General features: G+C 69.3%; 21 protein-coding genes. 16 read left to right on the top strand and 5 right to left on the bottom strand.

All coding sequences use genetic code 11. The features are described from left to right. Window positions 1–270 precede the first annotated feature (270 nt). From AC069H_RS29960 to AC069H_RS29995, 8 genes are all read left to right on the top strand, one after another. A complete protein-coding gene (locus tag AC069H_RS29960) occupies window positions 271–537 on the top strand; it encodes a hypothetical protein (RefSeq protein ID WP_007035338.1) in 267 nt (88 codons plus the stop codon). Window positions 538–546: 9 nt separating this feature from the next. Further along, a complete protein-coding gene (locus tag AC069H_RS29965) occupies window positions 547–1,023 on the top strand; it encodes a hypothetical protein (RefSeq protein WP_076153445.1) in 477 nt (158 codons plus the stop codon). A gap of 3 nt (window positions 1,024–1,026) precedes the next feature. Continuing rightward, window positions 1,027–3,981: an ATP-binding protein gene (locus AC069H_RS29970; protein WP_478234557.1), complete on the top strand. Its 2,955-nt coding sequence runs from the start codon at window positions 1,027–1,029 to the stop codon at window positions 3,979–3,981. Next, window positions 3,978–6,143 carry a magnesium transporter gene (locus tag AC069H_RS29975; RefSeq protein WP_478230377.1) on the top strand — a complete coding sequence of 722 codons (2,166 nt, stop codon included), beginning with the start codon at window positions 3,978–3,980 and terminating at the stop codon, window positions 6,141–6,143. The genes AC069H_RS29970 and AC069H_RS29975 overlap by 4 nt, the downstream gene beginning before the upstream one ends. Window positions 6,144–6,146: 3 nt before the next feature. Continuing rightward, complete coding sequence (locus AC069H_RS29980; protein WP_478234558.1) at window positions 6,147–6,743, top strand: hypothetical protein; 597 nt, start codon at window positions 6,147–6,149, stop codon at window positions 6,741–6,743. A gap of 4 nt (window positions 6,744–6,747) precedes the next feature. Continuing rightward, a complete protein-coding gene (locus tag AC069H_RS29985) occupies window positions 6,748–7,746 on the top strand; it encodes a C40 family peptidase (protein ID WP_478230375.1) in 999 nt (332 codons plus the stop codon). Window positions 7,747–7,839: 93 nt separating this feature from the next. Continuing rightward, window positions 7,840–9,018 carry a hypothetical protein gene (locus AC069H_RS29990; RefSeq protein WP_478234559.1) on the top strand — a complete coding sequence of 393 codons (1,179 nt, stop codon included), beginning with the start codon at window positions 7,840–7,842 and terminating at the stop codon, window positions 9,016–9,018. A gap of 34 nt (window positions 9,019–9,052) precedes the next feature. After that, window positions 9,053–9,250, top strand: coding sequence for a hypothetical protein (locus AC069H_RS29995; RefSeq protein WP_016331585.1), 198 nt, complete (start codon window positions 9,053–9,055; stop codon window positions 9,248–9,250). Window positions 9,251–9,324: 74 nt separating this feature from the next. Here the strand turns inward: AC069H_RS29995 and AC069H_RS30000 are convergent, their stop codons facing one another. Further along, window positions 9,325–10,290: an ATP-binding protein gene (locus AC069H_RS30000; RefSeq protein WP_478230373.1), complete on the bottom strand. Its 966-nt coding sequence runs from the start codon at window positions 10,288–10,290 to the stop codon at window positions 9,325–9,327. A 134-nt stretch (window positions 10,291–10,424) separates the two neighbouring features. Between AC069H_RS30000 and AC069H_RS30005 the strand changes: the two genes are divergently transcribed. Together AC069H_RS30005 and AC069H_RS30010 are read left to right on the top strand one after the other, a co-directional pair. Continuing rightward, window positions 10,425–11,834: an RNB domain-containing ribonuclease gene (locus AC069H_RS30005; protein WP_478234586.1), complete on the top strand. Its 1,410-nt coding sequence runs from the start codon at window positions 10,425–10,427 to the stop codon at window positions 11,832–11,834. Continuing rightward, the gene (locus AC069H_RS30010) at window positions 11,831–12,592 is read left to right on the top strand and encodes a helical backbone metal receptor (protein WP_478234560.1); all 762 of its coding nucleotides are present in this window, start codon (window positions 11,831–11,833) and stop codon (window positions 12,590–12,592) included. The genes AC069H_RS30005 and AC069H_RS30010 overlap by 4 nt, the downstream gene beginning before the upstream one ends. A 40-nt stretch (window positions 12,593–12,632) precedes the next feature. On the opposite strand, the gene AC069H_RS30015 is transcribed toward AC069H_RS30010, so the two are convergent. Beyond that, on the bottom strand, window positions 12,633–14,063 hold the full coding sequence (locus tag AC069H_RS30015; RefSeq protein ID WP_478234561.1) for an aldehyde dehydrogenase family protein: 1,431 nt from the start codon (window positions 14,061–14,063) through the stop codon (window positions 12,633–12,635). Next, complete coding sequence (gene gabT / locus AC069H_RS30020; protein ID WP_478234562.1) at window positions 14,060–15,391, bottom strand: 4-aminobutyrate--2-oxoglutarate transaminase; 1,332 nt, start codon at window positions 15,389–15,391, stop codon at window positions 14,060–14,062. The genes AC069H_RS30015 and gabT overlap by 4 nt, the downstream gene beginning before the upstream one ends. Before the next feature lie 109 nt (window positions 15,392–15,500). Here gabT and AC069H_RS30025 point away from each other — a divergent pair, with 109 nt between their 5' ends. After that, window positions 15,501–16,973, top strand: coding sequence for a PucR family transcriptional regulator (locus tag AC069H_RS30025; RefSeq protein ID WP_478234563.1), 1,473 nt, complete (start codon window positions 15,501–15,503; stop codon window positions 16,971–16,973). Here AC069H_RS30025 and AC069H_RS30030 read toward each other — a convergent pair. Together AC069H_RS30030 and AC069H_RS30035 are read right to left on the bottom strand one after the other, a co-directional pair. After that, entirely contained in the window at window positions 16,957–17,691 is a 735-nt protein-coding gene (locus AC069H_RS30030; RefSeq protein ID WP_478234564.1) for a cache domain-containing protein, read from the bottom strand. The two genes, AC069H_RS30025 and AC069H_RS30030, sit on opposite strands and share 17 nt — an antisense overlap. A gap of 32 nt (window positions 17,692–17,723) precedes the next feature. Further along, on the bottom strand, window positions 17,724–18,467 hold the full coding sequence (locus tag AC069H_RS30035; protein ID WP_340684343.1) for a FadR/GntR family transcriptional regulator: 744 nt from the start codon (window positions 18,465–18,467) through the stop codon (window positions 17,724–17,726). A gap of 162 nt (window positions 18,468–18,629) precedes the next feature. Between AC069H_RS30035 and AC069H_RS30040 the strand changes: the two genes are divergently transcribed. From AC069H_RS30040 to AC069H_RS30060, 5 genes are all read left to right on the top strand, one after another. After that, a complete protein-coding gene (locus AC069H_RS30040) occupies window positions 18,630–20,051 on the top strand; it encodes a gamma-aminobutyraldehyde dehydrogenase (protein ID WP_478234565.1) in 1,422 nt (473 codons plus the stop codon). 20 nt (window positions 20,052–20,071) lie between these two features. Then, window positions 20,072–21,166 (top strand): ABC transporter ATP-binding protein, encoded by a 1,095-nt coding sequence (locus tag AC069H_RS30045; RefSeq protein WP_478234587.1) that lies wholly within the window; start codon window positions 20,072–20,074, stop codon window positions 21,164–21,166. Window positions 21,167–21,194: 28 nt separating this feature from the next. Continuing rightward, entirely contained in the window at window positions 21,195–22,400 is a 1,206-nt protein-coding gene (locus AC069H_RS30050; RefSeq protein ID WP_478234566.1) for an ABC transporter substrate-binding protein, read from the top strand. A gap of 73 nt (window positions 22,401–22,473) precedes the next feature. After that, a complete protein-coding gene (locus AC069H_RS30055; protein WP_478234567.1) occupies window positions 22,474–23,358 on the top strand; it encodes an ABC transporter permease in 885 nt (294 codons plus the stop codon). Window positions 23,359–23,367: 9 nt separating this feature from the next. After that, the gene (locus tag AC069H_RS30060) at window positions 23,368–24,174 is read left to right on the top strand and encodes an ABC transporter permease (protein WP_478234568.1); all 807 of its coding nucleotides are present in this window, start codon (window positions 23,368–23,370) and stop codon (window positions 24,172–24,174) included.

Raw genomic sequence — 24,174 nt, forward strand, 5'->3', positions numbered from 1 at the left:
GTCCGTACTCAGGGTGAGCAAGATGCCTCGCAAGCGAGTGAGGCCGTCAGCACACTGCGAAATACGGGTGGCCGGGGTTAATTCAGACGACCCTTGCAGCGATGATGGAGACCGAGGATGGTCGGGGTGCTGTGCCTCGCTCTGTGATCAGTAGACAAACGATATCTACAGAGCGCGCTTTGACCACTACGCCTCGTGACGCCATGATGTTCGAAGCACCACCGAGCCAGAACCGCGCGAACCCCCTCTCCGCGCACCGGGAGTAATGCGATGATGACCATGACCACCCTCGACACGCTGGCCGCCGGCGAGCTCGGCACCGGCAACGTCCGCACCTGGCTGATCGACAACATCATCCCCCTGGTGCTGCTGGCCGTCGCGCTTCTTCTGCTGTGGCTGGGCGGTGGCAAAGGGGACAACGCGGGTGTCATGCGCCGACTCGCCGGTGTCGTGATCGCGCTGGCGATCATCGGCCTCGCGGTGAGTGGCGCCGGAGTCAACGTGGGCCAGTGGATCGCCGGCCTCTTCACAGGCTGAGGGCTCGCGTTGCGTATCCGTACCGATGACGAGGTTTACCGGGTCGATGCCGTATGGCTCGGCCCGCCGAAAGCGACTTTTCCCTGGAGAGCCCGCTACGTCGCGTGGCTCGTCGGTATCCCGGTCTTCCTGCTCGTGCTCACCGTCGAACGGTGGGCGGGCTGGAGCTTCGGGTTCTTCTCGACCGCCTGGGCCTTCGTCGCCACAATTGTGATCACCAGATTGATCACGGCCAAGATCAGCCACGAGCGTCCGCTGGGCGCCGTGGCCGCGATGGCGGCGAAAGAGCTCAACACACCCAGAGAACGGACCACGGGCACAGGCGGCGCGGCCAGCGCCTCCCGTGTCCGGGTACGGGCGAACCGCCCGCTACCGAAGCACCGCAGGAGACGGCAGTACCAGCACCACGGCTACGGCGGCGGCGCCGGAGCTCAGGGAACACCACGAGCGCGTCGGAGCCGCCCTGCGGCTCGGGCCGGGAGGTAGTCGTTGTTCGGTCGCGGCGGAAGCCGAGGAAAACGTGATCGAGATCTGCAGCAAGGGGCCTGGCACGCGCCCCAGCAGGTCCGCTCCGCGCAGCCCAAGAAGGCCGGCAAGGGGAGGCGGCTGCCCGGCGAGGCGGCCATACCCTCGTATACCCCGTCGATCGCGGCGCGAAGCATCGACGGGCACCTGTTACGCACCGGTTATGAGGTGTACGCCTGGTACCGGCTCGCGCCACAGCGCTGGTCGTTCCGGTCGGACTCGCAGCGTCGCGACCTGATCGCGGCCATCGCCGGGCAGTACGCGGAGCTCCAGGGCCGCTGGCTGCACCTGCGCGTGACCAACCGGCCGTACCCGATCCGCATGTGGGCCGAGGCCCACGTGCACAACGCCGTCGGCCGTCCTCAGGACGTCCAGGGCGCACTGTCCTTCGACGACTACCTCATCGGCGAGCAGCAGCAGCTGATGGGCCGTTCGATGGCCGAAAAAGAGGTGTACCTCGGCGTCCAGGTGCAGACGAGGCGGATGATCGACCGCGCGGTCGAGAGCGCCGCCCCGGTGCTGCGCAAGATCCTGCCGGAGGCCGTCGACGCCGAGCTGGCCGCGCTCGACTCCGAGGTGGAGCACCTCGACCAGGTGATCGGCTCCGCCGGGCTCGAAGGCCGTCCGGTGCACGCCGAGGAGATGTCCTGGCTGATGCACCGTTCGTGCTCGCTGGGCCTGCCCGCGCCGCGCAACATGCCCGCGGTCCCCGGCGCGGCCTGGGAGCCCGAGGACCTCGCCAGCTTCACCGACGCGGCGGATTTCCACGCCGAGCCGTACGCGCCGACGGTGACCGTCCGCGGTCGCACGGGGTCGAACGCCGGCGTCTCGCGGCATCTCGCCGTCCTCACCGTCGGCCAGATGCACGGCCTCCAGATCCCCGAGGTCGACGACCCGTGGATCCAGCACGCGGACCGGCTGCCCGCGGCGGTCGAGGTGTCCGCGCGGATCTACGTCCGGCGGCCCGAAGAGGTCGCCGGTGAGCTGCAGCGCCAGATGAACAAGGTGCGCTCGCAGGTCAAGCACTACACCGACGAGCACGAGCTGGAGCCGCCGCAGTCGCTGGCGCGCCAGGCGGGCCGCGTGCTGGAGATCGACGACGAGATGACGTCGGGCTTCACCGCGCTGGCCACCCGGGTCCGGTCGTGGTGGCGGCTCGCGGTGTCCGGGCCGACGGAGCGGGACGCGCTGCGCCTGGCCCAGCAGCTTCTCGACCTCTACAAGCCGAAGATCGCGGTCGAGCATCCCGAAGCCCAGTACGCGCTGGCCCGGGAGTTCATCCCCGGCGAGCCGCTGGCTTCGGCGGCGTACATGCGCCGCGGTTCGGTCGTGTGGGCGGCGTCGTCCGTGCCGACGGCGACGGCCGAGGTGGGCGACCGCCGCGGCATCCTGCTCGGCGAGACCGTCACCGCGACCCGGCGCCCGGTGGCCTGGGACCCGTGGATGGCGCAGGAGATCCGCGACGGTTCCGGTCTGACGGCGATGGTCGCGGGCCTCGGTGGCGGTAAGTCGTTCCTCGGCGGCGGCATCGTCTACAAGACGCTCCGCGCGGGCGCGCACTGGACGATCCTCGACCCCTCGGGCCCGCTGTCGCGGCTCTGCGACCTGCCCGAGCTGCGCCCGTACGCCCGGCCGATCAACCTGCTCAACGCGCAGCCCGGCATCCTCAACCCGTACCGGGTGGTCGCCGAGCCGCAGCTCGAGCACTTCATGGACGAAGATGACCCCGAGCGGTCGTGGCGGCGGGAGAAGGCCCTCGCGGGCGCGACCCGCCGCCGTCTCGTGCTCGACGTCCTCACCGGCGTCCTGCCGTACGAGGTCTCGCGGATGGCGCAGACCCGGATCGTGCTGCTGCGCGCCGTCCGCGCGGTCGGCGGCCGGTTCGACGCCGACCCGGGCCAGGTCATCGACGCGCTGCGGCGCGACTCCAGTGAGCACCACGAGCACGCCGTCGTCGTCGCGGACTTCCTCGACGAGATGCGCGAGCGGATGGCGCTGCTCATCCCGGAGACCGACGCGGACCCGTACTCCGAGACCCGCGACGACCGGATGACCGTGCTGACCATGGCGGGGCTGACCCTGCCCAAGGACGGCGTCCCGCGCGAGTACTGGACGGACGCGGAATCCCTCGGCGTCGAGATGCTGAACCTCGCCGCGTGGCTGACGCAGCGGTCGGTGTACGAGAAGCCGAAGGAACTGCGCAAGGGCGTCTGGATCGACGAGGCGTTCTTCCTCTCCGAGGTCCCGACCGGTCGCGTGCTGATGAACCGCTTCGCGCGTGACTCGCGCAAGTGGAACGTCCGTGTCCTGCTGTCCTCGCAGATCCCCGCGGACTTCCTGAAGATCCAGGGTTTCGTGGCGCTGCTCGATTCGGTGTTCGTCGGCCGCCTGGACGACGACGACGCCCAGGCCGACGCGCTGCGCCTGCTGAAGGTCCCGGTCGGTGTCGGCTACGAACAGGTCGTCGCGGCGCTGGGCCGCCGCCCCGGTTCGCAACGCGATCTCCAGCGCGACGTCGAGCCGCGGCAGTTCGTCTTCGGTGACGGCGCCGGCGGCGTGGAGCGGATCCGAGTCGACTTCTCCGGCCCGCACCTGGAGCATCTGCGCCGGGTCATGGACACCACGCCGGGTTCACCCGACGCCAAACCGTCCAGGCCGGGCAACGAGCTCGCGGTCCCGGAGGAGAAGCCGTTCGTGGCTTCGCCGCCCGAGGACGACTTCGAACTCGAAGAGGACCTCGAGCTCGCGGCCGAACTCGAGGTCGGCCTCACCGACGAACAGATGCTGGGCGCCCCGGACCCGCTCGCCGCGGAGACAGGTGAGGTCCAGGGTGCCGTCCAAAATGGACACAACGGTAACGGGGGTCAAGGCGAGCACGCGCGCGCCGGCAAGGGTGGCACCGGCAGGGATGCCGCATGAACACAGTGCTGACACTGGCGTTCGTGCTCGCGTTCGCCGCCGGCTGGCACGCGCTGCGCCGCCGGCTGAAAGAGGGGCCGCGGCCCGGCAAGACCAGACCCAGCCGCCGCGCGACGATGTTCGTCGTCATGGTGATCCTGGGCCTTCAAGCCGTGGCGACCGCTCCGGCGGCGTCGGCCGCGGCCTGCGGTGAGGCGCCGAACCCGGAACGGCCGGGCGCGGGCATGGTCGGCGCGCTCGACCCGCCCGCCACCGCTCGCGGTGAAGGCGGCAGCCCGTACAACGTCTACGGGTACGCCGGACACGTCTGGGACACCTTCGAAACCGACTGCGGCCCGCTCGCGGGGATCACCTCGCCCAACTCGACGATCGACACCTGGGCGGGCAACCAGCTGTTCAACATCGGCAAGAACATCGTCGGTGCCACGAACTCGCTGCACTACACCGTGTTGCAGGGCAGCCTGCTCAGCCCGCTGTACAACGCCGTCAAGGCCGGGGCCGAGAAAGTCTACAACAACATCTATGCGCAGCTCTTCGGCCTGGCCGCGCTGATCATGTCGATCATGTTGTTCCGCAACATCTGGCGCGGTGATCTCGCGGCGGTCAGCAAACGGGCGCTGTACGGGCTGGCCGCGGTCTGGCTCGCCGCGTCTTCCTTGGCACTGCTGAGATTCCTCGATCCGATCGACAACGCGATCGTGCAGACCACGACCAACATCCAGGCCGGGTTCATCGACGAGGCCAAGACGCCGCCGCCGTCCCAGCCGCAGCCGCCCGCCGCGCAGCCGTGTCAGGCGACTCCGGAGGCCGTGGCCGCGCGCCAGCCGTGGGACCGGGTCCCGACCGAGCTGCATTGCCGGGTCGTCTACGACAACTGGCTCCGTGGAGAGTTCGGCAGCCCGGACTCGCCGCAGGCGATCCAGTACGGTCCCGCTCTCCTGGACGCGCGTGCCTTCACCTGGGGGCAGATCCAGCAGGGCGGGGACGCCGACGCCGCGCTGGTCGACTCCAAGAAGGCGGCGTTCAAGGACATCTCGACCAAACTCGGCCCGGCGACCGGGTACTTCACGGGTGAGGACGGCAGCCGCGTCGGCGCCGGTTTCCTTTCGCTGGGCCAGGGAATCTTCTACTCGTTGTTCCAGCTGCTGGCCAAGGCCACGGTGCTGCTCGCGCAGGTGCTGATCAGGATCTTCGTGCTGACGGCTCCGCTGATCGGCCTGATCGCGCTGCTCCAGCCCCAGATCATGCAGCGCATCCTGAAGGTCGTCGGCGCGGTCGCCTTCAACCTGATGGTGCTCTCGGTGCTGGCCGGTGTGCACACCCTCCTTCTGGAGGCGATCTTCACCGCGGGGAATTCGCTGTCCCTGCTGACGAAGATGGTGCTGGCCGCGATCATCACCGTCCTGCTGTTCATGGTCGGCCGTCCCGTGCGGCGGCTGTGGCAGATGGTCGAGATGTCCGTGGGCATGGTCGGCGGCGCGATGCCTTCACCGCGCGGCGGGCTCTTCTCCCGTTTCCGCAAGAAGAACAACGAGCAGACCCCGCAGGACGCTTTCTGGCAGAACGTCCGCGATACCGACGACGTCGTCGACGGCGATCTCCGCGGTCCCGTGGGCGCGACGGTCGGCGGCGGGCGGTTCCGGCCCGAGGCGACGATCTTCGCCAGCTCCCAGCGGCTCGACAACGGTTCCGGCGCGATCCGCCCCGCGGCGGCCTGGTCTGGAGCGCCGTGGCCGGGTGCCGTCGGCGGTGGCGGCGGGCTGCCCGCGCTGCCCGCCGGTGGTGGCGGAGGTGTTCCCGTGTTCGGCCAGTACAACCCGTCCGCGGGCAATCCCGGCGACTCGATGTTCACCTCCGGCGGGCGGAGCCCGATCCAGGTACCGAGCCGCCGGGTCGACACCTCGCCGGTCGCCGACCGGCGTTGGAGCGACGAACCCGAGCCGGTCGTGGTGCCGTCGCGGATGAACTCCGCGGGCGGCGGTTACACCACTCCTGACTACTCGGGTGCCGTGCCGGTGCAAGCCGGCCCGTCCACCCCGCGCCCCCGCCGCGTCGACCCCGAAGTCGTCGCGGGGAAGCCGGTCTTCGTGCTGTACCGGCCGTCGCGCGGGCTCGAAGTCCGTGAGGAAGTCCGCGACACAGACCACGCAGTGGGCCGGTGACCCATGCCGATCCGGACCAACCGCGGGCGCACCGCGGTCTACCGCAGACTGTGGGGCTGGCCGTTGCGCTCGCCCCGCCACCTCGTCGGCACGCTGGTGATCCTCGCGGTCGTGCTCACCGCCTTGGGCATCCTGCTGCCCAAGGCCATCGGAAAACCGGGAGAGACGGCCACCGGGCCGGGTTCATCGGCGACAGCCACCTCGCGTCCCGGCGTCGCGGCGCCGGTGACCGTGACGTCGACGTTGCCGCCGAGGCTCACCACCCAGCCTCCGCCGTCTTCCGCGCCACCTGACCAGGACGGTATCCGGGTCGCCAAGAATTGGGTGACGGCATGGGCGAACCATCCCGACGGTACGACGACCGAGCAGTGGCTGAGCGGCTTGCGGCCGTACACCACCGAGGAGTACCTCGCCGGGGAACTGACGACGGTGGACCCCGCGAACATCAAGGCGACCAGGGTGGCCGGGGAGCCGCAGGTGGTCTCCTCGCTCGCCGGTTCGATGGAGGTCGACGTCTCGACGGACGGGCCCAAGGTCCGGGTGACCGTCGTCAAGACGAACCCGGGATGGCGGGTCACCAAGTTCACCCAAGCGGGCTGACCCGATGAAGATCGGGCTCATCGTCGGCGTGCTGATCGCCGCGGTCTTCGCCGCGGTGGTCACCACGAGCACGGTCACCAAGGTGGTGACCGACCATGTGGAGGCGCAGTCGGGCGGGGTCGTCAAGACCTCCTGCGACGCGTCGATCGGGCCGACCCTGCCTGGACAGACCGATCGCGGTTCTTCGGACATCAACAAGCTGGACGAAGAACAGAAGGGGATCGTCGCGCTGATCATCTCGATCGGCAAGCAGCGCTCGCTGTCTCCGCGCGCGTGGCAGGTGGCGATCCAGGCCGGGATGACCGAGTCCAAGCTGCGGAACCTGACCTACGGCGACCGCGACTCGCTCGGCATCTTCCAGATGCGGCCGTCGATGGGCTGGGGCACCGTCGCCCAGGTCACCGACCCGCCGTACCAGGTCAACAAGTTCTACGACGTCCTGCTCGCGGTGCCGGACTGGGAGAACATGCGGCCCGGCGACGCCGCCCAGCGGGTCGAGCGCTCCGGCTTCCCCGACCGCTACCACAACTGGGAGCCGATGGCGGCCCTCCTCGTGCAGAACGAGGGCCAGATCGTCGACGTCGTCGGCTGCGGCACGAGCGTCGGCAGCGTGGTGCCGCCGAGCCAGGCGGCCGCGCAGGCCATCAAGTTCGCCCTCGCCGAGCAGGGAAAGCCGTACGTCTGGGGCGCCACGGGACCGAACAGCTACGACTGTTCCGGGCTGATGCTGCGGGCCTACGAGTCGGCCGGGATCATCCTGCCGCGCGTTTCCCGCGACCAGTACAAGGCGGGCGCGATGCTGCCGGTGCGGCAGGCGCAGCCGGGTGACCTGCTGTTCCTCGCCACCGTGCCGTCGAACCCGGCGACCATCCACCACGTGGCGATGTATCTGGGTGACGGCAAGATCGTCGAAGCGCAGCAGACCGGGGTGCCGGTGCACATCCGAGACTTCTCCTTCGACGAGGCCGAAGTGGTCGCGCAGGCGGTCCGCCCTGGCGTTTAGCATGGTGAGAGCGTGGTATCGCGATCGCGGGACCATCGGATTCACCCGAAGTGGCGGCCTGTCCACCGGCACGCGGCCGCACACTGGCAGAGGATGAAGAACGTGGCACGGAAATTCGGAAGGCGAGGCAAGCCCGCGGCGGGCAACGGCCCTGAGGTCGATCCCCGCGATCTTTTCGGCACCGCCCAGCCCGCGCGGCACGCGGCGCGGCCGGCGTCGAGCACGCCGTTGGCCGACCAGCTGAACCAGGGCTGGCCCGGCGTCGATCCCGGTTACGTCGTGTTGCCGCGTTCGCTGGCCGAGGGGATGTCGCTGCCCTGGCAGCAGCAGATGGCCACCCTGCTGGCCCAGTTCCACCAGGAGAACGCCAGGCTCGCCTGGCCGATCTACCGGGTGGTCCCGTCGCGCTACGAAAAGCTCGTCGATCTCGACGAGGAGCAGCTGGCGGAGGCCGGCTACCTGGTCGAGATGGACACCGAAGGCGAGATGATCTACCGCGAGCGCAGCGGCCGGAAGATCGAAGACCCGGCGAACACGACGGTGCTCGTCTCGTGTCTCGACCCGATTCCGAAGCCGTCGCAGCGTCAGGCGCCCCCGGCGCCGTCGCAGGCCGCGCCGCCCGTGACCGGGCAGCCGCCTCGCGCTCCGGCGCCGATGAACATCGGGCCCGCGCCGGTGTGGCGCACGGTCACACCTTCGGGGCCGCCGCTGCCGGGCCATCAGGGAGCGCCTGCGCCTCAGGCACCGGCCCCGCCGGCTGCCGCGCCTCAAGCACCTGCGTCCCAGGCGCCGGCCTCGCAGCCTGCTGCGCACCAACCACCTGCGTCTCAGGCCGCCGCCCCGCAGACGCCCGCGTCTCAGGCACCGTCGGCCCAACCGCCGGTGTCCCAGCCGCCGCTGCCCCAGCCCACGTGGACACAGCCGCCGTCCGGGAACCACACGTCGCCGCCTCCGCCGGTGAGCGCGCCTCCTTCCACCCTGGAAGCCCCGGCCGCCGCCGCGCCCTCCCAGGCCGAGCCGGAGCCGCCCGTGACACCGCCGTCGTCCGCGATGCCCCCGGCTCCTCCGTTGACGCAGCCGGTGTCGCCGCCGCCGGGAATTCCCGTGTCACCCGAACCGGCGACCCCGCCGCGCGGCATCCCGATGCACCGCGGCTGGTTCGACGAACTCGCGGAGAACGTGCCGGAAAGCTCGAAGGTCGACCCGCCCGAGGGCGGCGAGTTCGGCCCGACCGGCGATCCCACGGAGATCCCCTACCGCTATCGCAAGTGATGACAGGACGTCCGGGTGATGTCAGGCTTGACCCATGTCGAGCGACCCGAACCCGGATCAGGGCTGGTACTTCAACACCAAGACGAACCAGGTCGAGCACCTGGAACGAGGCCGGAGCATCGACCTACTCGGGCCGTACCCGGACGAGGCGACGGCGAGGCGCGCCCTGGAGATCGCCAAGGAACGCACCAGGCAGGCCGACGCCGAAGACGCCAAGTGGAACGGCGACTGATCACTGGTCCGTGAAGGCCTCCTTCCCTACCTTGAGAGTGGGGAAGGAGGCCTTCACGGACTCCCGGCAGCCGGTCAGGCGTCCTGCCGCGCCAACGCCGGGCCGAGCACGAACTCCGGGTCCACCTGCGCGGTGAGGTCTTCCCCGGCCCGCCCGCTGCCCCAAGCCCGCGCGTTGCGGAGGTGGAACTCGACGCCCTGTCGCTGGTAACGCGCCCAGTCCCGCTGCTCGCCGTCGACGGTCGCGAGCATCGAGCCCAGCGTCGCGAGGTTGTGCGCCTCGAGTTCGCCGATCGGGCGGGCGCGACCGCGTTCGGCGGCGCGGACGTGCCGCGAGTTCTCCATCCAGCCCAGCAGGGCGTCGCCGACCTCTTCGCGCAGGAACTCGATGTCCTCGTCTTCGGTGACCTTGTTGCCCACGACGACCAGCCGCACACCGAAGTCCCGCGCGTAGTCGGCGTACTGCCGGTACACGCCGACGCTGCGTACGGTCGGCTCGCACACCAGGAACGTCACGTCGAACCGCGTGAACAGCCCGGACGCGAACGCGTCGGCGCCGGCGGTCATGTCCATGACGACGTATTCACCCGCGTCGTCGATCATGTGGTTCAGCAGCAGCTCCGCCGCGCCGACCTTCGAGTGGTAGCAGGCGACGCCGAGGTCGTCCTCGTCGAACTGCCCGGTGACGCCGAGCCGCACGCCGCCGAACTCGCGGAAGCAGGCCTGGAAGATCGGGTTGTCCTCGAACGGCCGGACCAGCCGCGACCCGCGCCCCGGGGGCGTCGTCTTGATCATCGAGGCCGCGTCGGCGATCCGCGGGTTGTCACCGCGCAGGTACTCCTTGATCAGGCCCATGTTGTCGCCCAGCGTCGGCCACGCGATGGCCTCTTCCTCGCTCGCGCCGAGCGCGACGGCGAGGTGCTGGTTGATGTCCGCGTCGATCGCCAGAACCGGTTTCCCGCCGCCGGCCAGGTACGCGGTGAACAGCGACGCCAGCGTGGTCTTCCCGCTGCCGCCCTTCCCGACGAACGCGATCTTCACGCCACGGCCCTTCCTGTCGTTTTGAAAAGGGTATCGGTTTTCATTTCGGTCCGTAACGTACACCCGACCGGCCCGCACCCGAACGGGCGATCAACGGCGCCGGATCGGGATAGGGTTGGGTGGTGCCTCCACTCGTGATCAGGACACATGCGGCGGGAGGGGACTTCGGTCACCTTCGAGCCGAGTTCTCGCTGCCGGAGTCGTTCGGGCCCGAAGTGCTCGCCGAGGCGGAGGCGGCGGTTGTCGACCCGCTCGAGTCTGCGGGGGAACGCGAGGACGCCACCGGCCTGCCCTTCGTCACCATCGATCCGCCCGGCGCCAAGGACCTCGACCAGGCGGTGCTGATCGAGCGCGTCGAGGGCGGCGGGTTCCGGGTCCACTACGCGATCGCCGACCTGGCCGCGTTCATCCCGCCGGGTGGCGCGCTCGACAAGGAGGCGCGCCGTCGCGGGCAGACGCTCTACCTGCCCGACGGGAACGTCCCGCTCCATCCGCCGGTGTTGTCCGAGGGCGCGGCGAGCCTGCTGCCGGGGGAGACCCGGCCCGCCGTCCTGTGGACCATCGACGTCGACGCGGCCGGCGAGCCGACGGCGACCAACGTCCGCCGGGCGCTCGTCCGGTCCACCGAACAGTTCGACTACGAGACCGTCCAGGCGGCGATCGACGCGGGCGACCCGCATCCCTCGGTAGCCGCCCTGCCGGAGCTGGGCCGTCTGCGCCGCGAACTCGCGATCCGGCGCGGAGCGGTGGAGTTGCAGCTGCCGGAGCAGGAGATCGGCGGCGACCCAGACGGCGGGTGGGCGCTGATCCAGCGGCCGCGTAACGACGTCGACGCGTGGAACGCCGAGATCTCGCTGCTCACCGGCATGGCCGCGGCCAAGATCATGATCGGCTCCGGGATCGGGGTCCTGCGCACGTTGCCCCAGCCCGACGCCGAAGCGATCGAATGGCTGCGCCGGTCCGCGCAGGCGCTGAACATCGACTGGCCCGAGGGCAAGAGCGTGTCGGAGTTCCTGGCCGCGCTCGACCCCGGTCAACCCGCGTCCATGGCGCTTTTCGCCGACACCACCAGGCTTCTGCGCGGCGCCGGGTACACCGCGTTCGACGGCGAACTGCCCGCCTTGACCACGCACGCCGGGATCGGCGGCGCGTACGCCCACGTCACCGCGCCGATCCGGCGGCTGGTCGACCGGTTCGCCACCGAGATCTGCCTCGCCGTGAGCGCCGGCCGCGAGGTACCCGAGTGGGTCCGCGCGGCGCTTTCGGAGGTGCCGGAGCAGATGACCGCGTCCGACACACTGGCGGCGAAAGTCGAACGTGCCTGCATCGACCAGGTCGAGGCCTGGGTCATGGCCGAGCACATCGGCGAAGAGTTCGACGCGATCGTGCTGCGAGCCGACGACTCCAAGTCGGAGATCCTGATCGAGAATCCGCCGGTGATGGGCAAGTGCGCGGGCGAGAAGCCGCCCGAAGGCGAGCGGATCCGGGTCCGGCTCACAGCGGTGGACGTCGACAAGCGGAAACTGTCGTTCGAGCGGGCATGATCGACGACCTCGGCGAAGTGGTCCCGCTGCGCGAACCGGCGTCGCGGGTGGTGTCGCTCGTGCCGTCGCTGACCGAGGCCGTCGAGGTGAGCGCGCCGGGAAGGCTCGCGGGCGCCACGGACTACTGCACCCATCCGGTCGCTCTGGACGTCCCGAGGGTGGGCGGCTCGAAGTACCCGAACGTGGACAAGGTGCTCGAACTCGAGCCGGATCTGGTGCTGGCCAACTCCGAGGAGAACCGGCCGGAAGACGTGGAATGCTTACGCGCCAACGGGGTTCCGGTCTGGGTGATGGAGGCGTCGGCGACCGTGCCCGGCGCGCTCGCCTCGATCCGGCGGATCCTGACGCAGGCCTACGACCTCGCCGAGCCGGATTGGCTGGTCGAGGCCGAAGAAATCTGGCGGGAGACCTTGCCGGAGCGGTTCCGTGCGGTCGTGCCGGTCTGGCGGAAGCCGTGGATCGTGCTCGGCAGGGACACCTTCGGCGGCGACGTCCTGCATCGCGTCGGAATCGGCAACGTCTACGCGGACCACGAAGAGCGCTACCCGCGTCCGAAGCTCGACGAGCTCCAAGCGCGCTTCGCGGCCGGAGACGCGAACCTGCTCGTACTGCCCGACGAGCCGTACGAGTTCACTGCGGATGACGGCCCCGAAGCGTTCCCCGGCGCGAAGCACGTGCTGGTCTCCGGGCGCTTCCTGACCTGGTACGGCCCTTCGCTCGTCGAGGCCCACTCCCACCTGACGCATTTAGTCCTCTGAATGCGGTTGCAGCGCATTCAGAGGACTAAATGCGGGCAGGTCAGAGAGTCAGGCCGGTCAGGACGGTGACGCGTTCCTCGGTGAAGTCCGCCATCGCCGACGCGGGGCCCTCGCGGCCGACGCCGGAGTCCTTCACGCCGCCGTAAGGCATCTGGTCGGCGCGGAAGCTCGGCACGTCGCCGACGAGCACACCGCCGACACGCAGCTTCGCGGACACGTCGAACGCCGTCGGCAGATCGCGCGTGAACACGCCCGCCTGCAAACCGAAGCGCGAGTCGTTGATCCGGCGCACTCCGTCCTCCACCGAGTCCACGCGCGTGATCGACACGACCGGCCCGAAGACCTCGTCGGCCATCACCGACGCGTCCTCTGGCACGTTCGCGAGCACCGTCGGCTCGACGGTCGCGCCGTCGCGCTTCCCGCCGGTCAGCAGTTCGCCGCCCGCCTCGACAGCCGCCGTGATCCACGATTCCACCCGGGAAGCGGCCGCGGTGTTGATGAGCGGCCCGACGTCCACGCCGTCCGTCCGCGGGTTGCCGGTCCCGAGCGCGCGCACCTGTTCCAGCACCTTCGTCTGAAGCTCGTCGTAGACGTCGGCGTGCGCGTACACGCGCTGCACCGAGATGCACGACTGGCCCGCCTGGTACATCGCGAACGTCGCGATCCGCTGCGCCGCGAAGTCCAGGTCAGTCCAATCAGGACAGACGAGCACCGCCGCGTTGCCGCCGAGTTCGAGCGCGACGTGCTTGCGCGGCACGCTGTCCCGGATGCCCCAGCCCACCGGCACGGAACCGGTGAACGACACGACCGGCAGCCGCGGGTCCGAAACCAGCTTGGCCGATTCCTCGTTGCTCACCGGAAGAATCGACCAGCTTCCGGCGGGCAGATCGGTCTCGGCGAGGATCTCGCCGAGCAGCAACGCGGTCAGCGGTGTCGCGGGCGCGGGCTTGAGCACGATCGGCGCGCCGACCGCGATCGCCGGCGCGACCTTGTGCGCCACCAGGTTCAGCGGGAAGTTGAACGGCGTGATGCCGAGCACCGGGCCCTTCGGCACACGGCGGACCAGCGCCAGCCGTCCGGTGCCGCCCGGGTCGGTGTCGAGCCGCTGCAGGTCACCGGAGAACCGGCGCGCCTCCTCGGCGGCCCAGCGGAACGTCGACGCCGCGCGCCCGACCTCGCCGCGCGCCCACTTCAGCGGCTTGCCGGACTCGGCGGTGATCAGCCGCGCCAGCTCTTCGGACCGCTCACCCAAAACTCGGGACACGTGGTCCAACGCGCCCGCCCGGACGTGCGCGGGCAGCGTCGCGAATTCCTCCTGGGCGTCGTGCGCGGCCTGGACCGCGGTCTCGATGTCCGAAGTGGACGGAACGTGGTGCGAGCCCGCCTCGCTTCCGTCGAAGGAGTGGCGGACGACGACGGTCTCGCCGCTGGTGACCGGCTTTCCGGCTACCCAGAAAGGAAAGGTGCTCACTTGGAAGCCTCCGTGCGGACAGCGTGCTCAAGGACGGTCAGGCCCTCGTCGAGCAGTTCGGTGGACAGGGACAGCGGCGGCAGCAGGCGGACGACGTTGCCGTAGGTACCGCAGGTGAGGACGACGACACCGGCCTGGTGGCAGGCCTGCGCGACGCGCTTGGTCAGGTCGGCGCCGGGTTCCGTGGTGCCGGGCTTCACGAACTCGGCGGCCAGCATCGCGCCGCGGCCGCGGACGTCGCCGATCACGCCGGTCTCCTCGGCCAGCGCCCGCAGTCGCGGCAGCACCGTGTTCTCGATGCGCTTCGCCGACGCCGCGAGGTTCTCCTGGCGCATGACCTCGATCGAGCCGAGCGCCGCGGCACACGCGATCGGGTTACCGCCGTAGGTTCCGCCGAGCCCGCCCGGCGGGACGGCGTCGAGCAGTTCCGCGCGGCCGGTGACGGCGGCGAGCGGCAGCCCGCCCGCGATGCCCTTGGCGGTGGTGATCAGGTCGGGGACGACGTCTTCGTGCGTGGACGCGAACCACTCGCCGGTGCGGCAGAAGCCGGTCTGCACTTCGTCGGCGACGAACACGACGCCGTTTTCGGTGCACCAGCGGGAAAGCGCGGGCAGGAACCCGGGAGCGGGCTCGATGAAGCCGCCCTCACCCTGCACCGGTTCCAGCACGACGGCCGCGACCTGGTCGCCGCCGATCTGCTTCTCGATGCGGTCGATGGCGATCCGCGCCGCTTCGGGACCGGACAGCCCGTCGCGGTACGGGTACGACCCCGGCACCCGGTAGACCTCGGGCGCGAACGGGCCGAAACCGTGCTTGTAGGGGATGGACTTCGCGGTCAGCGCCATCGTCAGGTTGGTACGGCCGTGGTAGGCGTGGTCGAAGACGACGACGGCCTGGCGCCCGGTCGCGGCGCGGGCGATCTTCACCGCGTTCTCGACGGCCTCGGCGCCGGAGTTGAACAGGACCGAACGCTTCTCGTGGGTGCCCGGCGTCAGCTTGTCGAGTGCCTCGCACACCTCGACGTACCCCTCGTACGGCGTGACCATGAAACACGTGTGCGTGAACCGGCCCACCTGCTCACGGACGCGGTCCACGACGGCGGGGGCGGCGTGGCCGACGTTGGTCACCGCGATGCCGGAACCGAAGTCGATCAGGACGTTGCCGTCGGCGTCGGTGAGCAGGCCGCCTTCGGCCGAGGTGACGTAGACGGGCAGCACCGAACTCACGCCCGCGGCGACGACGGCGGCGCGTCGCTCCTGCAGGGCGCGCGAGGCGGGGCCGGGGATCTCGGTGCGCAGCCTGCGCTGGGTTTCGGTGGTGACGGTCACGGCCAGACTCCTGCGGACGCGAGGGACGGGGGCGCCCTCCAGAATGGGAGCCCGCCCGGTCCGCGTCAGCTCGACATCTTGTCGATATCGAGGCGTAGAGTTGGACAACATGGCACTGACCCTCGCCGCCCTCGTGGCCGAACGTCCGCTCGGCCTGCGGGTGCGCGCGGCCGAGTCGGGGCTCGACCGGGCGATCGGGTGGGTCCACCCCACCGAACTGACCGATCCGCAGGCCTTCCTCGAAGGCGGCGAACTGCTGCTGACCACCGGCCTCGCCCTCGATGAGACCACGTCGCCCGGGTACATCCGGCGGCTCGTCGACGCCGGCGTGGCGGGGCTCGGTTTCGGAGTCGGCCTCAGCCACGAGAGCATTCCGCGGTCCCTTGTGGACACCGCGGAAGAGGTCGGGCTGCCGGTGCTCGAAGTGCCGAGGAAGACGCCGTTCATCGCGATCACGCGGGCGGTCTCCCGCGCGGTGGCCGCCGACGAGTACGCCTCGCTCGTGCGCACCGGCAAGGGACAGCAGGAACTGACCAGGACGGCCGTCGGCAAGGGCGGGCCCGGTGGCGTGGTGCGCAAACTGGCGAAGCTGGTCGACGGCTGGGTGCTACTGCTCGACTCTTCAGGTGCCGTCACCGAAGCCTCGTCGGCATCCGCGCGGCCTTTCGCCGACGCTGTCCGGGAGGACTTGGCGCGGTTGCGAGCGGGCACACTGGTGACGGTGGCGGGGGAGCACGAGGTCATCCTGCAGACGCTCGACACCCGTGCCCGGGGCGTGCTCGCCGTCGGCACCCGCGAGCCGCTCGATGCCGCGGGGCAGCACATCGTCAACACCGCGGTGTCGTTGCTTTCCCTTGCCCTGGAACAGAACCGTGAACACGTAGGCGCGTTGCGGCGACTGAGGTCAGGGCTGTGCGACCTGCTCACCGCGGGGCACACCGAACTCGCCACGCGCACGATGAAGTCGCTCTGGGGCGGTGTTCCGGAAGCGCCGTGGTCCGTGCTGGCCGTCGCCGGTTCCGTGGGTGCGCGCCGCTCGCTCGTCGACGCGCTCGACGCCGAAGCGGCCGGAGACAAGGTGTTCTTCGGCGAGTCGGGGGCGTTCGTGGTCGCGCTCGGCGACGTGGAGACCGTCGCCCGGCAGGCTTCCCGGATCGGCGGGCTGCACGCCGGGCTGTCCGATCCGGTGTCCACAGTGGATTTCCCGGCCGGGCTCCGGCAGGCGAAACAGGCGGCGGAAGCGGCGAAGGCCGAGCGCTCGCCGTTGGTCCGGTTCGCGGAGCACGCCGGGCGAGGCTTCCTGGAGATGGTCGACCCCCAAGCGGCACAAGCGTTCGCGGACAGCCTCCTGGCGCCGCTGCGGCAGCATGACGAAACTGGCCGCGGCGAACTGGTCGCCTCACTGACCTGCTGGCTCGAACACCACGGTCATTGGGATCTGGCGTCCGCGCGGCTCGGCGTCCACCGGCACACCTTGCGCAACCGTATGCGCAAGGTCGCCGAACTGACCGGCCGTGATCTCGATTCACCCGGGGTGCGAGCCGAATTCTGGCTGGCGCTACAGGTCAGCGCCCGGACCTGACCAGGGCGATCGGCGAGTCGCCGCAGCGCCGCAGGTGGGTGCCGGTCTCCGTCGTGACCGGTTCCGCGCCGGCGGACCACCACGCGGGGACGTCGACCTCGCGGACCAGCGATCCGGTCGCCTGGCGCGCGTTGTTCGAGACGATCACCCGGCCCTGCGCGTTGACCAGCGCCGAGCGGCCGCCGAGCGCACGCAGTTTCAGCTGCAGCAGGCGCTCGACCTCGCGCACGTAGATGTCCGCGCCGACGACCCCCGCGAACGACCCGTCACGCTGGACGGGAACCGTGAAGGTCAGCGTGTACTCGTCGGTGCAGAGGTAGTCGACGTACGGGCCGTTGATGTGGCGGCGGCCGGTGTCACGCGGGACGGTGAACCACGATTGCCGGGTGTAATCCAGGAAGTTCTCGCTGTCCGGATCGAGGCTGATGACCAGTTGCACCGGCTCGGCGTCACCGGTTTCGGTCCACCATTCGAAGCCGAATTCCTGATCGGCCAGCGCGTTCGGCGCACTGATGAACCCGGCGCCGACGACCAGGCCGCCGAGGACGTCGAAGACCTGCGGCCGGAGGCGAGCCAGGTCTTCGGCGGTGGCATCGGTGGAGGCGGCCAGGAGCCCCTCGGCGCCTGCCAATAGCGGCTTCAGCCTGCCGAAGACGTCCTCGACCAGGGTGGATACCTGTTCGACGACCTCGGAACCGGCGGACGGTGTGTCGTTCACGATGCTCACCTCGGATGCGCGGATGCCGCAGCTTAAGGGGCCAGAAGGTCTAAATGCACGTCCGCCAGCCGGTCTATCGCTTCGAGGATGTGCTCCTCGGTGAGCTTTCTGGCCAGCTCGCCGTCTCCCTGCGCGATGGCGGCGGCGATCGCGCGGTGTTCGGCGTAGGCGTTCTCGCGGGTGCCGTGCGGCTCGAGCGGCAGCCACAACAATCCCCCGCGTTCGCTCTGCAACTGCACTTCTTCCCTGGTCAGCCGTGGCGATTGGGCGGCGGCGGCGACTTCGAGATGGAACTGGCGCTCGGCGCGCGACGCTTCCGCGCCGGTGGCCGTGCGGATGTCCTCGGTCGCAAGTTCGAGCCGCTCGATGTCTTCGGGCGAACTCCGCTCGGCGGCGAGTTTGGCCGCGGCGCCCGCGATGGCGAGGTAGTGATCGCCGACGTCGCGAAGCTCGGACAGCGAGACCGTGCGAAGGCGCTCTCGCCACGAAGCGGCCGAAGGGTTGACAGGCGTCTTCACGAAGCTTCCGCCGCCTCGGCCGCGTCGCGTCTCGACAAGGCCCTGCTGTCGCAAGGCCACGAGCGCTTCGCGAACCGTCACGGTGGAGACGCCGAATTGGGCGGCCAGCTCGGCTTCGCTCGGCAGCTGTTCCGAATCGGCCAGCAGCCCGAGCGTGATGGCGTCGACCAGCCGCGCGGTGACCGCTTCCGCCCGGCCGATCTGGTCGAGCGGCGCGAACATCGCTGATCGCGCGCTGTGCGACATCCCCTTACGCATGGTGGCCCTTCGCCCGTACCGCTACCCGATGGAAGCAATCTTGCCCCATCGTCTTGTCATTTAACATCTGGACTTATATGTTTTAAGACCTCGCCCCCCACAAGGGAGCAAGGGACCTTTGCTATCGCCTCACGCCCCCAGGCCCAGTAGCCAGGAGCTCTCGTGCAGCAGTTGAAGCACTTCATCGGCGGTGAGTACACCGGATCCGCGTCGGGCCAGGTCGCCGACGTCGTCGATCCCGTCACCGGCCGCCCGTATCGCACCGCGGCCGTCGCCGGCCCCGAAGACGTCGACCGCGCGCTCAAGGTCGCGGCCGCCGCTTTCGAAACCTGGCGCGAGACCACACCCGCGCAGCGCCAGCTCGCGCTGCTGAAGATCGCGGACGCCGTCGAAGCACGCGCGGAAGAGATCGTGCTCGTCGAATCGGCGAACACCGGCAAGCCGATCGCGCTCACCGCGGCCGAAGAACTGCCGATGATCGTCGACCAGTTGCGGTTCTTCGCGGGGGCCGCGCGTGTCCTCGAAGGACGGTCGGCGGGCGAGTACATGGAAGGGCATACCTCTTTCGTCCGCCGAGAACCGATCGGCGTGTGCGCGCAGGTTACGCCGTGGAACTATCCGCTCCTCATGGCGGTCTGGAAGATCGCCCCCGCGCTCGCCGCCGGGAACACCGTCGTGCTCAAACCGGCCGACACGACGCCTGCGTCGACCCTGCTCTTCGCCGAGATCTGCGCCGAATTCCTGCCGTCCGGCGTGCTCAACGTGATCTGCGGCGACCGCGACACCGGGCGCGCGCTCGTCGAGCACGAGATCCCCGCGATGGTGTCCATCACCGGCTCCGTGCGGGCAGGGATCGAGGTCGCCGCTTCGGCCGCGAAGGACGTGAAGCGCGTACACCTCGAGCTCGGCGGTAAAGCGCCCGTAGTGGTCTTCGCCGACGCCGACATCGAAGCGGCCGCTGAAGGCATCGCCGCGGCCGGGTACTTCAACGCGGGCCAGGACTGCACCGCGGCGACGCGGGTCCTGGTCGCCGACGAAGTCCACGACACCTTCGTCGCGGCTCTCACCAGGCAAGCGCAGGCGACCACCACCGGCAAGCCCGACGACAGGTCGGTCAGCTACGGACCGCTCAACAACGCCGCCCAGCTCGACCGGGTCGCCGGCTTCGTCGACCGGCTGCCCGAGCACGCGATAGTCCACTGTGGAGGTAAGCGGCATGGGGACGAGGGTTACTTCTACGAGCCGACGGTGATCTCCGGGGTCCGGCAGGACGACGAGATCAGCCAGACGGAGATCTTCGGTCCGGTCATCACCGTGCAGCGCTTCGGGACCGAAGCCGAAGCACTCGCCGCGGCCAACGGCGTCGAGTACGCGCTCGCGTCGTCGGTGTGGACCACCGACCACCAGCGGGCGATGCGGTTGGCCAGGAAGCTCGACTTCGGCTGCGTGTGGATCAACACGCATATCCCGCTGGTCGCCGAAATGCCGCACGGCGGCTTCAAGAAGTCCGGCTACGGCAAGGACCTCTCGCTCTACGGCCTCGAGGACTACACCCGCGTCAAGCACGTGATGAGCGCGCTGTGACGACCACCGAAAGGCACGCCATGCCTCATCAAGCGCCCACCTCCGCCAAGGGGGAGCAAGGGACCTTTGCTATCACTTCCGCAGGTGGAGGCGCGATTCCGGCCATCCGGCTGCGCGGGCTGCGCAAGGAGTTCGGCCAGGTCCACGCGGTCGACGGCGTCGACCTCGACATCCCGCCCGGCGAGTTCTTCTCGATGCTCGGCCCGTCCGGCTCAGGCAAGACGACCGTGCTCCGCATGATCGCCGGCTTCGAGCTCCCGACGGCGGGCACGATCGAACTGCACGGCCGCGACGTCAGCCGTCTCGCGCCGTTCGATCGCGACGTGAACACCGTCTTCCAGGACTACGCGCTCTTCCCGCACATGACCGTGCAGCAGAACGTCGAGTACGGCCTCCGGGTGAAACGCGTCCCCCGCGCGGAGCGCCGTCAGCGCGCGAAGGACGCTCTCGACACCGTCCGGCTCGGAGAGTTCGGGGAGCGCAAACCCGACCAGCTCTCCGGCGGCCAGCGGCAACGGGTGGCCCTCGCCAGGGCACTGGTCAACCGGCCGAAGGTGCTCCTGCTCGACGAACCGCTCGGCGCCCTCGACCTGAAACTGCGCCACACCATGCAGACCGAGCTGAAACAGATCCAGCGCGACGTCGGCATCACCTTCATCTTCGTCACCCACGACCAGGACGAGGCGTTGACGATGAGCGACCGCATCGCGGTGTTCAACGCCGGCCGCATCGAACAGGTCGGCTCACCGGTCGAGGTCTACGAACGGCCCGCGTCCGCGTTCGTCGCCGGCTTCGTCGGCACCTCGAACCTGCTCAGCGGCGGCGGCGCCGAGAACATCGTCGGCAAACCCGGTGTGTTCAGCATCCGCCCCGAGAAGATCCGCATCGACGCCGATCTCTCGAAATCCGCCGAGGTCGGCGAGACCAGCGCCACCGGCACCGTCACCGACACCGTCTACGCCGGCGCGACCGTGCGCTACGAGGTCACGCTCGACGCCGGAGGCCAGCTCTCCGTGGTCCGGCAGAACACCGCCGAACCCGCGGACTTCGAAGGCGGCCGGGTCCGCCTGAGCTGGCCGCACGAACACAGCTTCCGCGTCCCCGAAGCCGGTTAGTTCTCCCCCTGTACCGAAAGGTTGTTCAATGAAGAACAGGAAACTCGCGCTCGCTGGCCTGCTCGGCGCCGGCCTGCTCGTGGCCGCCTGCGGAACCTCAGGATCCAGTTCGACCGCCGCCGCGCCCGGCGGACAGGGCTTCACCCCGCCGAAGCTCGACGCGCTCGCGCAGCTCGGCCAGCCGGAAGGCCAGGTCAACGTGCTGGCCTGGCCCGGCTATGCGGAGAACGGTTCCAACGACCCGGCCGTCGACTGGGTCACCGGCTTCGAGAAGGAGACCGGCTGCAAGGTCAACGTCAAGGCGTTCGGCACCTCCGACGAGGCCGTGAGCCTGATGAAGACCGGACAATACGACGTCATCTCCGCCTCCGGTGACGCTTCGCTGCGGCTCATCGCGTCCGGAGACGTCGAACCGGTGAACACCGCGCTCGTGCCGAACTACGCAGACGTCTTCGACTTCCTCAAGAATCGCCCGTGGAACAGCGTCAACAACGTCTCCTACGGCGTGCCGCACGGCTGGGGCGCGAACCTGCTCACCTGGCGCACCGACAAGGTGACCCCGGCGCCGACATCGTGGTCCGTCATGTTCGACGCGAACAGCCCGTACAAGGGCAAGATCACCGCCTACGACTCGCCGATCTACATCGCCGACGCCGCGCTGTACCTGCAGACGCACAAACCCGAACTCGGCATCAAGAACCCGTACGCCTTGGACGACAAGCAGTTCCAGGCCGCCGTCGACCTGCTCAAGCAGCAACGCCCGATGGTGGCGGAGTACTGGTCGGACTATCTGAAGGAGAGCCAGGCGCTCAAGAGCGGCGACGCCGTCGTCGGCACCGCCTGGCAGGTGACGGTGAACCTGACCAAGAGCGAGGGAGCACCGGTCGAGTCCGTGCTGCCGTCCGAGGGTGCGACCGGCTGGTCGGACACCTGGATGGTGGGCGCGAAGTCGCCGCACAAGACGTGCTCCTACAAGTGGCTGAACCACATCGTCAGCCCGAAGGCGAACGCGCAGGTGGCCGAGTACTTCGGTGAATCGCCCTCGAACCCCAAGGCGTGCGCCGAAACCAAGAACAAGGTGCACTGCGAGACCTTCCACGCCGGTGACGCCGCGTACGCCTCGAAGATCCAGTACTGGACGACGCCGATCGCGCAGTGCCTCGACGGCCGCACCGACGTCAAGTGCAAGGACTACGGCGAGTGGACCCGCGCCTGGACCGAGATCAAGGGCTGACCTCCCGAACCCCGGGAGCGGCCGGTGGGCCCCCACGCCGGCCGCTCCCGGTCCCATTCCTAGGTGGAAAAAGATGACGACCACCCTCGATTCGCCGAGGCGGAGAACCTCCGCCTTCCTGTATCGCAAACCCAGGCTGCGACTGTGGATTCTGCTCTCCGCGCCTATGCTGTGGCTCGGCCTCGCCTACCTCGGCGCACTGGCCGCGTTGTTCGTGACCGCGTTCTGGAGTACCGACGTCTTCACCGGCCAGGTCGTGACCGAGTGGTCGCTGAACAACTTCGTCACCCTCTTCAGTGACGCGGTGTACCGCACGATCACCTTCCGGACGGTCGGGATCGCCGCGCTCGTCACGGTGGTCACCGCGATCATCGCCTTCCCGATGGCGTTCTACATGGCCAAATTCGCCTCGCCGAGGGCGCGACGGCTCCTGGTGATCGCCGTCATGACCCCGCTGTGGGCGAGCTACCTGGTGAAGGCCTACGCCTGGCGGACCATGTTGTCCGGCAACGGGGTCCTGCACTGGCTGCTGAACCCGTTCGGCCTCGACACCCCCGGTTACGGCGTTCTCGCGACCGTGATCACCCTGTCGTATCTCTGGCTGCCGTACATGATCCTGCCGATTTACGCGGGCCTGGAACGGCTGCCGAGCTCGCTGGTGGACGCCTCGGGCGACCTTGGTGCCCGGCCGTTCAGGACGTTCCGCTCGGTGGTGCTGCCGGTGACCTTCCCGGCCGTCGTCGCCGGCTCGATCTTCACGTTCTCGTTGTCGCTGGGCGACTACATCGCGGTGAAGATCGTCGGCGGCACGTCGCAGATGCTCGGCAACGTCGTCTACGACAACATCGGCGCGGCCAACAACCTGCCGTTCGCGGCGACCGTCGCGACCGTACCCGTGGTGATCATGCTCGCCTACCTCGCCGCCGTGCGCCGCACGGGCGCGCTGGACAACCTGTAGGAGCGCGCGATGCGGCTTTCCCGGACGACCAAATACCTGCTGCTCGCGGCGCTGGTGCTCGGCCTCGCGGTGATCTACTTCCCGCTGCTGGTGGTGCTGCTCAATTCCTTCAACGCCGACACCACCTTCGGCTGGCCGCCGTCCAGCTTCACCCTCGAATGGTGGGGCCGGGCCGCGGAGAACGAAGGCGCGCTGAACGCACTCGGCACGAGTGTCCAAGCAGGACTCGCGGCCACGGCGATCGCCTTGGTACTCGGCACGATGGCGGCCTTCGCCCTGCAGAGGTACCGCTTCTTCGGCCGCAACCAGGTGTCGCTGCTGATCATCCTGCCGATCGCGCTGCCCGGTATCGTCACCGGTATCGCGCTGAACAACGCCTTCCGCACCATTCTCGGCATCGATCTCGGCCTGTTCACCGCGATCGTCGCGCACGCGACGTTCTGCATCGTGGTGGTGTTCAACAACGTCGTCGCCCGCCTGCGGCGGATGGGCGGCAACCTCGAAGAGGCGTCGATGGACCTCGGCGCCGACGGGCTCACGACGTTCCGGCTGGTGACCTTCCCGATGCTGCGTTCGGCCCTCCTGGCAGGCGGCCTGCTGGCGTTCGCCCTGTCGTTCGACGAAATCATCGTCACGACGTTCACTCTCGGGACCGGGCTGGAGACGCTGCCGATCTGGATCCTGAACAACCTGTTCCGGCCGAACCAGGCGCCGATCGTCAACGTCGTGGCGGCGGTGCTGATCCTGGCCTCGACCGTGCCGGTGTATCTGGCGCAACGGCTGTCCGGCGACACGGCTTCGGGCGGCCGGTTGTAG

The sequence above is a fragment of the Amycolatopsis sp. NPDC043887 genome (genome assembly GCF_056435665.1).

What these genes read in the sequence shown, in the direction of transcription:
- AC069H_RS29960 (WP_007035338.1), top strand. Translation starts at nt 271, where the DNA reads ATGATGACCATGACCACCCTCGACACGCTGGCCGCCGGCGAGCTCGGC.
- AC069H_RS29975 (WP_478230377.1), top strand. Translation starts at nt 3,978, where the DNA reads ATGAACACAGTGCTGACACTGGCGTTCGTGCTCGCGTTCGCCGCCGGC.
- AC069H_RS29980 (WP_478234558.1), top strand. Translation starts at nt 6,147, where the DNA reads ATGCCGATCCGGACCAACCGCGGGCGCACCGCGGTCTACCGCAGACTG.
- AC069H_RS29985 (WP_478230375.1), top strand. Translation starts at nt 6,748, where the DNA reads ATGAAGATCGGGCTCATCGTCGGCGTGCTGATCGCCGCGGTCTTCGCC.
- AC069H_RS29990 (WP_478234559.1), top strand. Translation starts at nt 7,840, where the DNA reads ATGAAGAACGTGGCACGGAAATTCGGAAGGCGAGGCAAGCCCGCGGCG.
- AC069H_RS29995 (WP_016331585.1), top strand. Translation starts at nt 9,053, where the DNA reads ATGTCGAGCGACCCGAACCCGGATCAGGGCTGGTACTTCAACACCAAG.
- AC069H_RS30010 (WP_478234560.1), top strand. Translation starts at nt 11,831, where the DNA reads ATGATCGACGACCTCGGCGAAGTGGTCCCGCTGCGCGAACCGGCGTCG.
- AC069H_RS30025 (WP_478234563.1), top strand. Translation starts at nt 15,501, where the DNA reads ATGGCACTGACCCTCGCCGCCCTCGTGGCCGAACGTCCGCTCGGCCTG.
- AC069H_RS30035 (WP_340684343.1), bottom strand. Translation starts at nt 18,467, where the DNA reads ATGCGTAAGGGGATGTCGCACAGCGCGCGATCAGCGATGTTCGCGCCG.
- AC069H_RS30045 (WP_478234587.1), top strand. Translation starts at nt 20,072, where the DNA reads ATGCCTCATCAAGCGCCCACCTCCGCCAAGGGGGAGCAAGGGACCTTT.
- AC069H_RS30050 (WP_478234566.1), top strand. Translation starts at nt 21,195, where the DNA reads ATGAAGAACAGGAAACTCGCGCTCGCTGGCCTGCTCGGCGCCGGCCTG.
- AC069H_RS30055 (WP_478234567.1), top strand. Translation starts at nt 22,474, where the DNA reads ATGACGACCACCCTCGATTCGCCGAGGCGGAGAACCTCCGCCTTCCTG.
- AC069H_RS30060 (WP_478234568.1), top strand. Translation starts at nt 23,368, where the DNA reads ATGCGGCTTTCCCGGACGACCAAATACCTGCTGCTCGCGGCGCTGGTG.